We start from the raw sequence: 14,458 nt of genomic DNA, 5'->3' as shown, positions 1-14,458 counted from the left end.
ACCCTGAAACCATTCACCAATAAAATAAATAAATTGGTATCAACAAACTTGGCACACTATTGAGTTCTCAAACAACAGACGCTTCCAACTTCCACGACCCGGACTGACGTTTCCTGCCGGCGCTTCGCTCTGGAGCAACTTTTCAAGCTTAGTCCCATTCAAACCCGGAGTCAAATCGACTTCCGAAATTCATTTGGAATTCTTTGCATCCGCCTTCCGCTGCTCTCCCTTTCGGGCTACGCTGCGGGGCTCGGTGCGAGAAACAACTCTACGCGCAACCCGCCCGAATGTCCAAACGCAGGCTTTCTTCGCCCTGCGAAGCGTGCAAACCGCAGAATCACGGGGAATCTCGGTCATATAACGGCCCAAAACCAGCACAAATTGCCAAATTGGATTCCTGTGAACTGGCCCACAGCATTTGCCGGTCCGTGGCGGGTGGTCATTGCATTGAAAATTCCTGCATTCCTAAGCTTCGAATCCCTCGGGTTGGACCACACAGATGGTGTCCGGATCCTCGGTCGAATAATGGCCAACCGGGTCGGCGTACTCGACCCATGTACCGGTGGGTTCCAGGTACTCGAAACGGTATTTGGCCCCGATGGCCACACCGGGGATGAAGATCTCCCAGATCCCGCTGTTTCCAAGCTTGCGCATGGCGTGGGAGGAACCGTTCCAGATATTGAAGTCGCCGCACACACGTACGGCCACGGCTTCGTCCTGCTTGACCACGAAACCGGTGCCTTCCACCTCCCCCATGGGTGATGAGTAGTGCTGGGGGTGTGCACCAAGCAGGAGTTCCTGCACCTGCACTCCCCCGGTCCTGATTCGATGCAGCTCCATCTCGCCAAGGCGAGGTGTGTGCCGGTACGGATCGTCGACCACCCGTACCCCGTCGGGCTCAATGCGTTGGATCCGGTAATCGGGAACCCGCCCGATCTCCTTGGCTTCAAGCAGGCCCACCCAAATGTCTCCGTGTTCGCGTGCCATGGGAACGATCACGGTTTTGGTCAGGATGTTGATGGCCAGGGCATCGCGTTGCAGGGTCCGGACACCCACATGACCCAAGCGGTTCAGGTGCGGGCCGAGGACCGCATGCGGGGATTTGTCTTCGCCTCGTTCAACCGCTTCCAAGACCTCGGGCCGCACGTGCAATGGTGCACCCAAGGATTCCTCAAGCCGTTGCGGAGCATAGTCGTCGGCATCTAGCTGCGTTGGACCCATGGCGTTTCTCCATCCCTTCGCTGCGACGAGAAGTTCCCCCAGCTCCAATCCGGAGCCCGGCGTTCCCTCGTGTTTCACGCTATCGAGAATCGCCGGGCTTGGGAATAGTCCGCTGGGCCGCCACGGGGCACCGGAACCCGCGTTAACGAAGAAAGCGGTCCGACGAATCCTTGCCAGAAACGTCGAACCACTTTCATGAAAGCCTAGCGCCTTCCGGGCAGTGCCCGGTGCACGGTGTTGCTCTACTTGCTGCGCTTGCGCGAAACCTCGTACAGCGTGATGCCAACTGCCATCGATGCGTTCAGCGACTCCATGTTGGAGTTGATCGGGATCGAGACGATCAAGTCGCAGTTCTCGCGCACCAGGCGGGACAGGCCCTTGCCCTCGGAACCCACAACGATGCACAGGGGATCGGTGGCCAGGCCAAGATCCGGAAGCGAAACGTCGCCTTCGCCATCGAGTCCGATGACAAACACGCCGGCTTCCTTGATGCCCTTGAGAGTGGAAGTCAGGTTCGGAGCGCGGGTAACCGGGACACGCACCGCGGCACCGGCGCTGGTCTTCCACGCCGAGGCGGTCATGCCCACCGAGCGGCGCTCGGGAACAATCACCGCGTGGGCGTTGAAGGCCGAGGCCGAACGAATGATGGCACCGAGGTTGCGCGGATCGGTGATTCCGTCCAAGGCAATGAACAGCGGGGCGTTCTTAATATGGCCCTTGTTGTACTTGGAGATGGTGGCCTTGACGGTTTCCAGCGCATCGGCGTAGTTGTACGGCGGTACCTGAAGAACCAGGCCCTGGTGGATGGCCTCGTCGGTCATCCGGTCCAGTTCAGGCTTGCCGGTTTCCATCACCGGGATGCCGCGCTCGGCAGCGATCTTCAAGACTTCGCGGACACGCTCGTCCACGTCGATACGGATGGCAATGTACAGGGCCTTGGTCGGAATGCCGGCGCGGAGTGCCTCGACGACGGAGTTGCGCCCGGTGACCAGCTCTTCGCTGTTCTTCGAACGTCCTCCGGTGCTGCGGCCACGGGGAGCAGCGCCCTTGGCCGGGCCGCGCTTGGCGGCGGAGCGCTCGGCGAGCTCCTTGTTCTTGTACGCCTTGTGGTAGGGGCGGTCCTCGGCCTTGGGCGTGGGGCCCTTGCCCTCGAGTGCCTTGCGGCCATATCCGCCGGTTCCGACGGAGGGGCCCTTCTTGCTCTTGCGTATGGCGCCGGAACGCTTCTGTGCAGCAGACATGATGGTGTATTCCTAGGATCGGGGCGGACGGCACGGCGATTTCACACACCGCCCCGCCCATTTTAGCGACAAAGAACGTCGATTCCTTGCCCTTTGTGGGGCAACTTACGCTTTCAAGCTCCAGCGGGCGCCGTCGGCGGAATCCTCGACCACGATTCCCGCCGCGGCCAGAGTGTCCCGGATGGCATCCGAGCGTGCCCAGTCCTTGGCTTCGCGGGCGGCGGCCCGGTCGGCCAATTGCGCGGCAACCAACACGTCAAGAGCCGAGCTCAGGGCCGAGTCGGCACCGCCGCCGGCCTCGATGGTGTCATCCAGTCCCAGCGCGTAGGTCATGGCCATGACCTGCTGCATTGCCTCGTCCGCGGTATCCATCTCGCCGGCCGCCAGCGCGGTGTTGCCGCGGCGCACGGTCTCGTGCAGGGCGGCAAGCGCCTGGGGCACGTTCAGGTCGTCGTTCATGGCGTTGGCAAACGCCTCGGTGACCTCGAAGTTGTGCATGTCGATGGAGAAGTCGTCGTTCGGACCGACATTGTGGATGCGCAAGAGCGCGTTGGCGACGAAAGTGTCGATGCGCTCGACCGCGGCCGTGGCCTCGGCCAGCGAGTCGGGTCGGTAGTCCAGCTGCGAGCGGTAGTGCGCCTGGCCCAGGAAGTAGCGGACCACGCGCGGGGTGGCCAGTTCCAGCATCTGCGCCGGGGAGATGGTGTTGCCGATCGACTTGGACATCTTCTCGCCCTGGTACGTGACCATGCCGTTGTGCATCCAGAAGTTCGCGAAGTCGTGGCCCGCGGCCATCGACTGGGCCATCTCGTTCTCGTGGTGCGGAAAGCGCAGGTCCAGGCCGCCGCCGTGGATGTCGAAGGCGGTGCCGAGGTACTTGGTGACCATGGCGGAGCATTCCAGGTGCCAGCCCGGGCGGCCGGCGCCCCAGGGGCTCGGCCAGGAGGCAGATTCCGGGTCGGTGTCCTTGTGGCCCTTCCACAGGGCGAAGTCGCGCGGGTCGCGCTTGCCGCGCGGATCGGCGTCCGGGGCACCCTGCATGTCGTCGACGTTCTGGTGCGTCAGCGAGCCATAGGCGGGGAAGGAGCGCACATCGAAGTACACGTCGCCGGAGTCGTCAAGGGCCGGGTACGCGTGGCCGCGCTCGATCAGCGTGGCAATCAGCTGGTGCATCTCGGTGATGTGGCCGGTGGCGCGCGGCTCGTAGGTCGGCCGGCGCACACCCAGGGTGTCGTAGGCGGAGGCGAACTCCTGCTCGAAGCGGTAGGCCAGGGCGAACCAGGCCTCGTTGGCGAAGTAGTCCTCGTCGCCCTCGAAGTCATCGGCGAAGGAGGCCGCGGACTTTTCGAGGATCTTGTCGTCGATGTCGGTGACATTGCGGACCACGGTGACCTCGAAGCCGCGGTTTTCCAGCCAGCGGGTGAGGATGTCAAAGGCGATGGCGCTGCGCACGTGGCCCACGTGCGGCATGCCCTGGACTGTCGCGCCGCAATAGTACAGCCCGACCTTGCCCTCGATCAGGGGAACGAAGTCCCGGGTCGCTGCCTGCTTGGTGTCGTAAAAACGGATGCTCACCAGTACAGGTTATCCGAGGCGGTCAAACCCCCGGTGCGCTGCCGTCGGGGTGTATCAGGGGCGGACCGAGTACACCAGTGCGGTGGCGTAGGCGGTCAATCCCTCGCCCGTCCCTTCGTAGCCCAATCCGTCCGAGGTGGTGGCGGTGACGCTGACGGGGGCGCCGACAGCCTTGCTCAGCACGGCATCGGCCTCCAGCCGGCGTGCGGCGAACTTGGGGCGGCGGCCCACGAACTGGACGGCCACGTTGCCGATCTCGAACCCGGCCTCGCGCACCAGGCGGGCCGCCTCGGCCAGCAGCGTGGCACCCGAGGCACCGGCGTATTCGGGACGGTCGGTGCCGAAGTGCGTGCCCAGGTCACCGATCCCGGCCGCGGAGAAGAGCGCGTCGCAGGCGGCATGTGCCACGGCATCCCCGTCGGAGTGCCCGGACAGGCCCTGGTCCCCGGGGAAGTGCAGCCCGGCCAGCCACATGGGCCGGGACTCGGACGGATCGGCGACGGCATGCACGTCGATCCCGATTCCGGTGCGCGGGATCAACAGCGGGGCCGGGTGGCCGGTGGGCTCGGTCATCGGGGCTTCCTTCTCTGGATGGCGCAGCAGCATGGATTCGGCCAGGACGAGGTCCGGTTTGGTGGTGATCTTCAGCGCCGCGGCTGCTCCCGGCACGGTGTCCACGCGCTCGCCCAGCATCTCCATGAGCATCGCGTCGTCGGTGATCGCCTCGGCTTCGGCCCGGTCCCGGCCGGCAGCGTGTCGGTGGGCGGCCAGCAGCGTGGGGGCGTGGAAGCCCTGCGGGGTTTGGACCGCGCGCAGCGTTTCGCGGGCGGGGGTGCCGGTGATGTGCGGCTGCCCGTGGCCCGGGTCGGTGGCGACCTGCTTGATGGTGTCCACCACCGGCACCACCGGAATCACCGCGCGGGCCCCGGCAACCAGCGCCGTGGCCACCTGGCGGAAGACCTCCGGCGGGGTCAGGGCGCGGGCCGCATCGTGGATCAGGACCCGTTCGGTTCCCGCGTCCAGGGCAGCAAGCCCGGCCCGGACCGAGTCGTTGCGGGTCTCCCCTCCATCGACGCAGCGTGGTTTCAGCGGATGGCCGGCGGCGCGTGCCGCCAGTTCCGTGTCGCCGCCGGGCAGGACGACAATGACCTGGGCTGCGCAGCCTGCCTGCTGGATGCGGTCCAGTGCGTGCTCAAGCAGCGACCGCCCGGCCAATGGAACCAGTGCCTTGGGGATGCCGAAGCCCAGCCTGGTTCCAGAGCCGGCCGCAACCACAATGATCGCCGTTTGTTGGATCTCTGGCCGGCTTAGAGAAATGGGGGAATTCACGCACCCAAGCCTAGCGGTGTTCGTTTCCCCGTCGGCGATGCCCGGCAGATGGCGGGTTAAATGCCGGTGGGGGTCCGGGGCTCCTTGCGGAGTCCGGACCCCCACCGGGGTTCAAATCAAATAGTGCTGGAAAGCTGCTAGGAAGCCAAGACCTCGTCGAGGACGGTTTCTGCCTTTTCTTCGTCGAGCTTCTTGGCCAGCGCAAGTTCGCTGATCAGGATCTGGCGTGCCTTTGCAAGCATGCGCTTTTCGCCTGCGGAAAGACCGCGGTCGTTGTCACGGCGCCACAGGTCACGAACGACCTCTGCCACCTTGATCACGTCGCCGGAAGCCAGCTTTTCCAGGTTCGCCTTGTAACGGCGTGACCAGTTGGTAGGCTCTTCTGTGAACTCGGCACGCAATACCTCGAATACGTGGTCCAAGCCCTCCTGCCCAACTACGTCGCGCACACCAACGAGATCGACATTTTCTGCCGGAACCTCGATGGTCAAATCACCCTGGGCAACCTTAAGCTTGAGATACATCTTCTCTTCGCCCTTGATGGTGCGCATTTTGATCTCTTCGATCATTGCTGCACCGTGGTGCGGGTAGACAACTGTCTCGCCAACCTCAAAAACCATGTGGATAAACCCCTTTCCCGTTAACCAGTTTATCACGATAATTGGTCAAAACGATTCGGGGCCCTCCCCTACTCCCTAGCAATGGCGCGGTTTTGGCCCTTCCCAAGCGGCCGATCTAGTGCTATGTCAAGCGGTCATTTCGGGTCGGTTCAGTGTCTTGATCAGCGCATTGATGACACTTACGCCGGGGGCCGAATCATACATTCGGAACAAAACCCATTAGGCTAGGGGACGAGAGTGGCTCCCTCGGGTGCAACCCGTGTGCCCACGAGCTCACCCGAACTCGAACCTGATTGAGGAGTTTGTGCCGTGATGACCGCACAGAAGAACCGTGGACGCCGCGTCGTTGCAGCAGCCGCACTGGCCATGTTGACCCTTGGTGTTACAAGCTGTGGCGCCATCAACGAACAAGCGACGACGTTCCAGTACGCCGCATCCGATGGAATCGTGCTCAATGTCGGCGAACTTGATGTCCGCAACCTGATGCTCGTCACCAAGAGCGCCACCGACGAGGCCCGCGTACTTGGCTCCCTGGTCAACAACACCGACACCGCCCAGTCCCTGGAACTGAAGCTGTCGACCGGCTCGGTCACCATTGCGGTCCCCGCCAAGAGCGCCGTCCAGCTGGAAAAGACGGAGAACGAAAAGCTCCTGCCTTCCACCGGAGTGGCCCCCGGAGCCCACGCCAAGGCAACGCTGATTGTTGGACCGAACTCCGATGAGGTCGGTGTCCCGGTGATCGACGGCACGCTCGAGGAATACCGCCAGTACGTTCCGGGCGGATTCGACCCGAGCGTCCTCAACCACTTGACCCCGTCCCCGAAGCCAGCCGAACACTAGGCGGCCCGGGCGCCACGGCGCCGACGGTGGAATTCAAGATTCAAAAGCGATGGGCCCGGAGGAATCCTCCGGGCCCATCGTTTTTGTCGTTAACCGTCGTTGGCCCCAGATGCCCGGGCGAAGCATGCGACGGACCCCGGCTTGGCAGCGCCAAGACGGGGTCCGTCGCACCGGCCGACTAGGCCTCGAACTTGTAGCCCAGCCCGCGCACCGTGACCAGGTGCACCGGGGCAGCCGGCTCCGGCTCGATCTTTGTCCGCAGCCGCTTCACGTGCACGTCCAGGGTCTTGGTGTCCCCCACGTAGTCCGATCCCCAGACCCGGTCGATCAGCTGCCCGCGGGTCAGCACCCGGCCGGCGTTGCGCAGCAGCATTTCCAGCAGTTCGAATTCCTTCAGCGGCATCGGAACCTCCGAACTGCGCACCGAGACGACGTGGCGTTCCACGTCCATGCGCACCGGGCCCGCGGCCACGATGTTGGATACCAGCTCGTCGCCCTCGCCCTGGCGCCGCAGCACCGCACGGATGCGGGCCACCAGTTCCCGCGAGGAGTACGGCTTGGTGACGTAGTCGTCGGCGCCCAGCTCCAGGCCGACGACCTTGTCGATTTCCGAGTCCTTGGCGGTCAGCATGATCACCGGCACCTGGGAGGTGATGCGGATCTGGCGAAACACCTCGGTGCCGGGCTGGCCCGGAAGCATCAGGTCAAGCAGCACCAGGTCGGCGCCGTGGCGCTCGAACTCGGTGACGGCATCCAGGCCGTTCTCGGCCACGCGGACCTCGAAGCCCTCCTTTTCCAGCAGGTACGTCAACGGGTCGGAAAGCGATTCCTCGTCCTCAACCAGCAAAATACGGGTCATCCCCGGCCTCCTTCCGGCAGAGCGCCCGAAGGGCGCGCGCCGTGTTGTATGTGATCGTTCCGCGAGGGAAGCGATCTGTCTTGTTCGCTGGATTCCTCGAGCATCGGAAGGCGCACCGTGAAGGTCGAGCCCTGTCCGGGCTGCGACCACAGGGTGATTTCGCCGCCGTGGTTGGCCACCACGTGCTTGACGATGCTCAGCCCCAGCCCGGTGCCCCCGGTGTGTCGGGAGCGTGCCGCGTCAATGCGGTAAAAACGTTCAAAGATCCGTTCCTGCTCGTCCGGGGCTATGCCCGGGCCCTGGTCGGTGACGGAGATCTGGATCAATCCGTCGCGCGCCCGCAGCCCCACGCCCACGGTCGTGTCTTCCGGGGAGTAGCGGATCGCGTTGTCGATGAGGTTGCGCAACGCCGTCATCAGCAGGTCGCGGTCGCCGAAGACCGCCTGTTCCACGGTGCCGCCCACGGAGATCTTGATGCGCTTTTCCTCGGCCGGCAGCTTGTTGCGGTCCACCGCCTCGGCGAGCACGTCGTTGAGGTCGATGGACTCTCCGGCCTGTACCACGTCGGTGCCCTGCAGGCGGGAGAGCTCGATGATGTCCTGGACCAACGCGGCCAGCCGGGCCGATTCCTTGTGCAGCCGGGTGGTGAAGCGGCGCACGGCAACCTCGTCGTCGGCGGCACCGTCGATGGCCTCGGCCAGCAGCGAGATCGCCCCGACGGGGGTCTTCAGCTCGTGGGAGACGTTGGCGACGAAGTCGTTGCGGACCGCGGCGGTGCGGGTGATTTCGGTGCGGTCGTCGGCCAGCAGCAGGATGTATTCATCCCCCAGTGGGGCGACCCGCACGTGCACGAACATGCTGGTGGCACCCATGGTGCCGCGCTGCAGCTCGAATTCGCGCTCGGCGATCACGCCGTCGGCGCGGACCTTGCGGGCCAGGGCGCGCAGCTCCTCATGGATCAGCGTGTGCCCGCGCACCAGTCCATAGGCATAGGAGGCGGGGTTTGCGCGCACCACCCCGTCGACCTCGTCGAGGATCACGAAGGCGCGGCCAATGACCGAGAGCACTTCGGCGGAACCTTCGGGCAGCGTTGGTTCGCCGACCACGGGCAGCCCGCCGCGGGAGAGCATCGAGCCGCGGTACGCCATGATGCCCACAATGCCCAGGGCCAACCCGACGAGGCCCGCAACCACCGATAGCAAGACATCATTCACGCCTCCTAGCCTAGCCGGGGTTCGAAGCCCGACCCGCGCCAAAGCGGGGAAATCGGCGACTCATTCACCAAACGTTCACCTCGTTCCCCCGGATGATTCACCCGGTGCTGTAACAATGGACATGAACAGTTCCGTCGTCCGTGCCGGACGCGGTGCCCCACCGTAGTGAAAGGACGCCCGCGTGCGTAAGGTTTTCCAGGCCGATCTGCAGCAAATCGGAGAAGAACTCATCGAGATGTCTCGTTTGGTGGCCTCGGCCATGGAACGGGCCTATGAGTCGTTTGCGAATGCGGACATCGAGTTGGCCCAGGAAGTCATCGGCGAGGACGCGAAGATCGATTTCCTGCAGAACCAGCTCGATGAGCGCGCCATCGACGTGCTTGCCCTCCAGGGCCCGGTGGCCTCGGACCTGCGCATGATCGTCGGATCCCTGCGCATGAGCGCCTCGCTGGAGCGCATGGGCGATTTGGCCCGCCACGTGGCCCAGTTGGCCCGCCTGCGCTTCCCGCAGCAGGTGGTCCCCGATTCCATCGCCCCCACCTTCAAGGCCATGGCCGAGCTGGACATCGCGATCGCGAAGAAGGTCGGGGAGTTGCTGGACAGCCGCGATCTGGCCGTGGCACGGGAAATCATCGAGCTGAACACCAAGATCGATGAATTGCATGTCTCGATCTTCAAGGCGGTCGCCGCCCCCGAGTGGAACCACTCCGGGCCGATGACCGCCGACGTCACCTTGACTAGCCGCTACCTGGAGCGTTTCGGCGACCACGGCGTCTCGGTGGCACGAAAGGTCTCCTACCTGGTCACCGGGGAATGGGATCCGGACATCACCGGCTTCTAGCCTTCAAGACGCGAAAAACGCGCCGGGATCGACCCCCACGGGGCCGGGCCGGCGCGTTTTTTGTGCTGCGCCTTGTGCGCTTAAACGCCAAACCGCCACAACCATCCCGCACGCGGACACCCTCGGCACCGAGGACCATTGGCCGTCGATGGGCGGGCGCCGTTGCGCGAAAAAGTGCAGCGGCAGAGCTTGGTGGGCGTTGGCTTCCTTAGCCTTCGCAGTCGCGGCAGTATGCCACGCCATTTGCCTCGCGCGCCAGCAGCGTGCGGTGGCGGATCAGGAAGCACGAGCCACAAAGGAACTCGTCTTCCTTCTGCGGAACGACGGTGACCGTCAGTTCCTCGTTCGACAGGTCGGCACCCGCCAGCTCGACACCGTCAGAGGTGTCTTCCTCATCCAGGTCTCGGGAGACGCTGCGTGCGTCGGGAGCGTTTGCGGACTTGACCGCTTCAAGGGAGGCCTTACGGGCCTCGGCTACGTCTGGCCGGACCTCGTCATAATCAGTTGCCACGAAATGCAATCCTTACGTGATTCAGGGGTACGTCGAGACGACACAGTACAGCATGAACCCGTGTGCGCAAGTGCCAATTCTTCTTTTTAAGCCCGTCGCGCACATTTTGTGATCAGACACACATTCGGGGCGCCTTGGCCCGCCGCATCCGCATGGCGCCGGACACAGTGGGCGGCCTTGCTTGCGGGCTCCGCAAACCGCCAAAAACGCACCTTCCGCCCAACGGATCGGGGCCGTGTCCCCCGCCCGCCCGGGCAGGGGACACGGCCCCGAGAATCCCCCTCGGAGGGGAATCTCGTGCTGGACCCTAGCGGCCCTGGTTGGCCACGGCCTTGATGGCGTCGGCCGCTGCGTCCGCATCCAGGTACTGCCCGCCACGGGTGACCGGGGTGAAATCCTCGTTCAATTCGTACACCAGCGGGATCCCGGTGGGGATGTTGAGGCCGGCGATGTCCTCGTCGCTGATGCCGTCCAGGTGCTTGACCAGGGCGCGCAGCGAGTTGCCGTGCGCGGTGACCAAAACGGTCTTGTGCGCGGCCAGGTCCGGCTTGATCTCGTCTTCCCAGTACGGAAGCATCCGCACCAGCACGTCCTTGAGGCACTCGGTGCGCGGTGCGTCGTCGCCCAGGTTGGCGTAGCGCGGATCGTTGATCTGGCTGAATTCCGAGTCGTCGGCCAGGGCCGGCGGCGGGGTGTCGTAGCTGCGGCGCCATTCCATGAACTGCTCCTCGCCGTATTCGGCCAGGGTCTCCGCCTTGTCCTTGCCCTGCAGGGCGCCGTAGTGGCGTTCGTTCAGGCGCCAGCTGCGCTTGACCGGGATCCAGGACAGGTCCGCGGCCTCCAGGGCCAGGTTGGCGGTGATGATGGCGCGCTTGAGCAGCGAGGTGTGCAGCACTGCCGGGGCCAGTCCGGCCTCGGTGAGCAGCTTGCCGCCTCGGGTTGCCTCGGCACGGCCCTGCTCGGTGAGCGTGACGTCGTACCAACCGGTGAACAGGTTCTTTTCGTTCCACTCGCTTTGCCCGTGGCGCAGCAGGATCAGGGTGTAAGTCATGAAACCCATTCTAGGACGCGTGAAGTGCCTTACTTTATTCCGTGACACGCGCGGGTCGCGGCACCGGGCACTTTACGCTTAAGCCAATGGTTCAGAAAGCGACTCGGCTCGGCGGACGGTCGCTGACCGGTCGCCCGCTGGGCAATACGACCCGTGGGACCACCAATCCCAACCGCATGCGCCGCGTGGACCGCTGGATGACCGGGCCCCAGGCCTGGCGCCTGCGCCCCGGAACCACCGGGGCCCCGCCCATTGCGGTGGATCTGGGCTACGGAGCGTCCCCTGCCACGGCCGTCGAGTTCTTCGACCGCGTGCGCTCCGTGTCACCCTTGGCCCAAGTGGTAGGCATCGAGATCGAACCCGAACGCGTGGCCCGCGGAACCGCCCTGCACCTGGAAGGGCTCGACTTCCTGCTGGGCGGCTTCGAGATCCCCATTCCCACGCAGGCCACCGTGATCCGCGCCTTCAACGTGCTGCGGCAATACGACGAGGAAGACGTGGCCGGCATCTGGGAAACCATGGCCGGGCGGCTGACCGAGAACGGCGTGCTCATCGAGGGCACCTGCGATGAGATCGGCCGGCGCAGCTCCTGGGTCGCCGTGACGAAAAACGGCCCGCAGACCCTGAGCATTTCCCTGCGCTTCGGCGCCTTCACCCGCCCCTCCGATGTCGCCGAGCGCCTTCCCAAGGCACTGATCCACCGCAACATCGCCGGCGAACGCATCCACGAATTCCTCGCAGCGGCCGATGCCGCATGGCTTTCCGCCGCACCGCTGGCCTCCTTCGGAAACAAACAGCGCTTCGTGGCCATGTGCCGGGCCCTGCGCGAGAACGGCTGGCCGATCTGCGACTCGGCCTCGCGCTGGCGTCTCGGCGAGCTGACCGTGAAGTGGAAGGCCGTGGCCCCGCGCACCGGCGCCCTGGCCTTGGCGGAACTGAACTAGCCAGCCCCGGATTTCACGATCCCCCGCGGGTGTGCAAAACACCCTCCGTGGCCCCATACTTGTGCCATGGCCAAAGATGTTGGGCGGCCCGGGAAACCTCTTCTGGTCCTGCTGTGCGTGATCGCCGCACTCGTGCTCGTTTCCGTTGTCGTCGTGCTCACTCGGGGAGCACCGAAACCGCTGGATGCCTCCACTCCGGCCGGGGTGGTGCAGGGCTATGTCACCGCCGTCATCGGCGGGGACGAGGCCGCCGCCGCACGCTTCCTCGAGCCCGGTGCGGACAGCCGGTGCAAGGGGTTCGAGTCGGTCACCCCGGAGCGGAACATCCGCGTTGCGCTCATCTCCACGACCCAGCGCGAGACCACCGCCGATGTCGCGGTTTCCATTTCCTACACCAACGTCGGCGGCCCCTTCTCCGGCCCCGAATACGCCAGCGAGGAATCCTTCGGCCTGTCCCGGATCGGTGACAGGTGGCTGATCTCCAACGCCCCGTGGCCCCTGCTCACCTGCCAGGACACGGAAGTCGGGCCGTGAGCGCCCCCGTCGCGGCAACCAGCCGCCCCGGCGCCCCCGCCCTGGGCACGCTGCGCCGCATCATTCTCTTTGCTCTCCTCTTCGTCTTGGTGTCCCTGGCCGCCTCCGGAGTCGGCGGGCTGCTGGGCAGGGTGTTCACCGCGTCCGAGACGATCGCGTTCAATGATTCTTCGTCGCTGGCGCTGTGGCTGGCCCTGGCCCTGGTTGGCGGACCGCTGGGTGCCGTGGCGTTCTGGGCCTCCTGGCGCATGCTGGCGGATCCGGCCGAACGCCGCGCCACGGCCTGGGGCATCTACGTCTCTGCCATGTATGTGACCTCCTTGGTGACCGCGACCAGCTTCGGCATCGGCGCCCTGGCTTCGCTGGCCGGCGGGGACACCGGTTCCTGGAAGTCCTCCCTGGCCCAGGCCCTGCCCTGGGCGGGGGTCTGGGTGTGGCACCGGTGGATCCTGGGGCACCGCAGCCGGGGCCCGGAGGCATTGGCGAAGGTCCCGCTCGTGCTGGGCACCGTCCTGGGCCTGGCAATCGGCCTGGGTGCCGGCACCAACGCGCTGGCCGTGCTCTTCGAGCGTGCGTTGGGGACCGACGGGGAACTGGCGGCCATCGGGGTTCCGTGGTGGCGGCCCGGGCTCGGCCTGTTGGTGTGGGCCGCCGGGGGCATCCTGATCTGGTGGTGGCACTGGGTCCGCGAGGGCGCCCGCGAGCTGCACACCAAGCTGGCCGGCGTGGGGCTGGTGGCAATCGGCGTCGCCGGGTCCGCGCTCCTGGCCCTGGGCGGGGCCGGGGTGCTGCTCTACGTGCTGCTGCGCCTGGGCCTGGATCGCACCGACCCGGTGCCGGCGATCCTGGAACCGGCACCCGAGGCGCTGGCCGCCGCGCTGCTTGGCACGCTGTCCTGGCTGTACCACGCCCGGATCGCGCGGGCTCGGCCCGAGCCGGTCCCGGCCGCGGCGCAGCTGGCGATCTCCGGGATCGCCCTGGCCGCCGCCGCCTCGGGGATCGGGGTCGTCATCAATGCCGCCCTGGCCACGGGCACCACGCGGCTGGGCGGCACCGACGCGACCGCGCTGCTGCTGGCGGGCCTGAGCTCCCTGGCCATCGGAGGGCCACTTTGGTGGTTCACCTGGCGTCCGGCCCGTCCAGCGGAACCGCACGGCCGGCGGATCTACCTGGTGCTGGTCTTCGGGATCAGCGCCGTGGTCGCCCTGGTCACGCTGCTGGTGATCGGCTTCCGGCTCTTCGAGTTCATGCTCGGGGACGCCGGCGGCACGGGCCTGCTCGAACGCGTCCGCGCACCGCTGGGCCTGCTGGTGGCCACCGGGCTGGTGGCCGGGTACCACTTCGCGCTGTGGCGGCACGACCGTGCCGCGGCCCCGGCGCCCGCCAAGGAACAGGCACCGGCAATCGGGGAGGTGCTGCTGGTCGCCGGCGCCAACGCCCGGGACCTGGCCGCGGCCATCGCGGCGCACACCGGCGCCGTGGTCACGGTGCTCCCGCGTGCCGAAGGCGGCACCACGGCCCTCGAGGCGGTGCTGCCGGCACTGGAAGGCCTGGAGGCCGCGCGCGTGCTGCTGCTGGCCGGGCCCGGGGACCGGGTCGAGGCCATCGAGCTGGATGCGGACACGGTGCGCTAGCCGCGAGCACCCAGAACCGGGAAACGCGGCCGGCACGCTCCCGC

At 65.8% G+C, this 14,458-nt stretch carries 14 protein-coding genes; 5 read left to right on the top strand and 9 right to left on the bottom strand.

Going from position 1 to position 14,458, the window contains the following annotated elements; translation table 11 throughout:
- Positions 1-465 precede the first annotated feature (465 nt).
- From BLJ79_RS11595 to BLJ79_RS11575, 5 genes are all read right to left on the bottom strand, one after another.
- Positions 466-1,221 carry a GlgB N-terminal domain-containing protein gene (locus BLJ79_RS11595; RefSeq protein ID WP_083411222.1) on the bottom strand — a complete coding sequence of 252 codons (756 nt, stop codon included), beginning with the start codon at positions 1,219-1,221 and terminating at the stop codon, positions 466-468.
- A 242-nt stretch (positions 1,222-1,463) separates the two neighbouring features.
- A complete protein-coding gene (gene rlmB / locus BLJ79_RS11590; protein WP_071214869.1) occupies positions 1,464-2,462 on the bottom strand; it encodes a 23S rRNA (guanosine(2251)-2'-O)-methyltransferase RlmB in 999 nt (332 codons plus the stop codon).
- A 105-nt stretch (positions 2,463-2,567) separates the two neighbouring features.
- The gene (cysS, locus tag BLJ79_RS11585) at positions 2,568-4,037 is read right to left on the bottom strand and encodes a cysteine--tRNA ligase (protein ID WP_071214868.1); all 1,470 of its coding nucleotides are present in this window, start codon (positions 4,035-4,037) and stop codon (positions 2,568-2,570) included.
- A 54-nt stretch (positions 4,038-4,091) separates the two neighbouring features.
- On the bottom strand, positions 4,092-5,366 hold the full coding sequence (ispD, locus tag BLJ79_RS11580; protein WP_286135364.1) for a 2-C-methyl-D-erythritol 4-phosphate cytidylyltransferase: 1,275 nt from the start codon (positions 5,364-5,366) through the stop codon (positions 4,092-4,094).
- Between the two features lie 137 nt (positions 5,367-5,503).
- The gene (locus BLJ79_RS11575; RefSeq protein ID WP_071214867.1) at positions 5,504-5,986 is read right to left on the bottom strand and encodes a CarD family transcriptional regulator; all 483 of its coding nucleotides are present in this window, start codon (positions 5,984-5,986) and stop codon (positions 5,504-5,506) included.
- A 312-nt stretch (positions 5,987-6,298) separates the two neighbouring features.
- On the opposite strand from BLJ79_RS11575, the gene BLJ79_RS11570 reads away from it, so the two are divergent.
- Positions 6,299-6,826, top strand: a complete 528-nt coding sequence (locus tag BLJ79_RS11570; protein WP_071214866.1) for a hypothetical protein — start codon at positions 6,299-6,301, stop codon at positions 6,824-6,826.
- A gap of 178 nt (positions 6,827-7,004) precedes the next feature.
- On the opposite strand, the gene BLJ79_RS11565 is transcribed toward BLJ79_RS11570, so the two are convergent.
- Together BLJ79_RS11565 and BLJ79_RS11560 are read right to left on the bottom strand one after the other, a co-directional pair.
- A complete protein-coding gene (locus tag BLJ79_RS11565) occupies positions 7,005-7,685 on the bottom strand; it encodes a response regulator (protein ID WP_071214865.1) in 681 nt (226 codons plus the stop codon).
- Complete coding sequence (locus BLJ79_RS11560) at positions 7,682-8,899, bottom strand: sensor histidine kinase (protein WP_286135363.1); 1,218 nt, start codon at positions 8,897-8,899, stop codon at positions 7,682-7,684. The genes BLJ79_RS11565 and BLJ79_RS11560 overlap by 4 nt, the downstream gene beginning before the upstream one ends.
- Positions 8,900-9,080: 181 nt before the next feature.
- On the opposite strand from BLJ79_RS11560, the gene phoU reads away from it, so the two are divergent.
- Positions 9,081-9,740 carry a phosphate signaling complex protein PhoU gene (gene phoU / locus BLJ79_RS11555; protein WP_071214864.1) on the top strand — a complete coding sequence of 220 codons (660 nt, stop codon included), beginning with the start codon at positions 9,081-9,083 and terminating at the stop codon, positions 9,738-9,740.
- Positions 9,741-9,948: 208 nt separating this feature from the next.
- On the opposite strand, the gene BLJ79_RS11550 is transcribed toward phoU, so the two are convergent.
- Positions 9,949-10,251, bottom strand: coding sequence for a DUF4193 domain-containing protein (locus BLJ79_RS11550; protein ID WP_071214863.1), 303 nt, complete (start codon positions 10,249-10,251; stop codon positions 9,949-9,951).
- A gap of 307 nt (positions 10,252-10,558) precedes the next feature.
- On the bottom strand, positions 10,559-11,302 hold the full coding sequence (locus BLJ79_RS11545) for a phosphoglyceromutase (protein WP_071214918.1): 744 nt from the start codon (positions 11,300-11,302) through the stop codon (positions 10,559-10,561).
- 86 nt (positions 11,303-11,388) lie between these two features.
- Here BLJ79_RS11545 and BLJ79_RS11540 point away from each other — a divergent pair, with 86 nt between their 5' ends.
- The 3 genes from BLJ79_RS11540 (at position 11,389) to BLJ79_RS11530 (ending at position 14,414) form a co-directional block, all read left to right on the top strand.
- Positions 11,389-12,246 carry an SAM-dependent methyltransferase gene (locus BLJ79_RS11540; protein WP_071214862.1) on the top strand — a complete coding sequence of 286 codons (858 nt, stop codon included), beginning with the start codon at positions 11,389-11,391 and terminating at the stop codon, positions 12,244-12,246.
- 66 nt (positions 12,247-12,312) lie between these two features.
- On the top strand, positions 12,313-12,780 hold the full coding sequence (locus tag BLJ79_RS11535; RefSeq protein ID WP_071214861.1) for an LpqB family beta-propeller domain-containing protein: 468 nt from the start codon (positions 12,313-12,315) through the stop codon (positions 12,778-12,780).
- A complete protein-coding gene (locus BLJ79_RS11530; protein ID WP_071214860.1) occupies positions 12,777-14,414 on the top strand; it encodes a DUF5671 domain-containing protein in 1,638 nt (545 codons plus the stop codon). The genes BLJ79_RS11535 and BLJ79_RS11530 overlap by 4 nt, the downstream gene beginning before the upstream one ends.
- The last annotated feature ends 44 nt before the right edge of the window (positions 14,415-14,458 follow it).

Source organism: Arthrobacter sp. UCD-GKA, from assembly GCF_001863355.1.
Taxonomy (GTDB): Bacteria; Actinomycetota; Actinomycetes; order Actinomycetales; family Micrococcaceae; genus Paeniglutamicibacter.
Note: the sequence above shows the minus strand (reverse complement) of the source record. Positions and strands in the feature narration are given on the sequence as shown.

Bases quoted from the DNA above. Each gene is read 5' to 3' on its own strand.
- BLJ79_RS11575 (WP_071214867.1), bottom strand. From the start codon at position 5,986: ATGGTTTTTGAGGTTGGCGAGACAGTTGTCTACCCGCACCACGGTGCA.
- rlmB (WP_071214869.1), bottom strand. From the start codon at position 2,462: ATGTCTGCTGCACAGAAGCGTTCCGGCGCCATACGCAAGAGCAAGAAG.
- BLJ79_RS11535 (WP_071214861.1), top strand. From the start codon at position 12,313: ATGGCCAAAGATGTTGGGCGGCCCGGGAAACCTCTTCTGGTCCTGCTG.
- BLJ79_RS11540 (WP_071214862.1), top strand. From the start codon at position 11,389: ATGGTTCAGAAAGCGACTCGGCTCGGCGGACGGTCGCTGACCGGTCGC.
- BLJ79_RS11595 (WP_083411222.1), bottom strand. From the start codon at position 1,221: ATGGGTCCAACGCAGCTAGATGCCGACGACTATGCTCCGCAACGGCTT.
- BLJ79_RS11565 (WP_071214865.1), bottom strand. From the start codon at position 7,685: ATGACCCGTATTTTGCTGGTTGAGGACGAGGAATCGCTTTCCGACCCG.
- BLJ79_RS11570 (WP_071214866.1), top strand. From the start codon at position 6,299: ATGACCGCACAGAAGAACCGTGGACGCCGCGTCGTTGCAGCAGCCGCA.
- BLJ79_RS11545 (WP_071214918.1), bottom strand. From the start codon at position 11,302: ATGACTTACACCCTGATCCTGCTGCGCCACGGGCAAAGCGAGTGGAAC.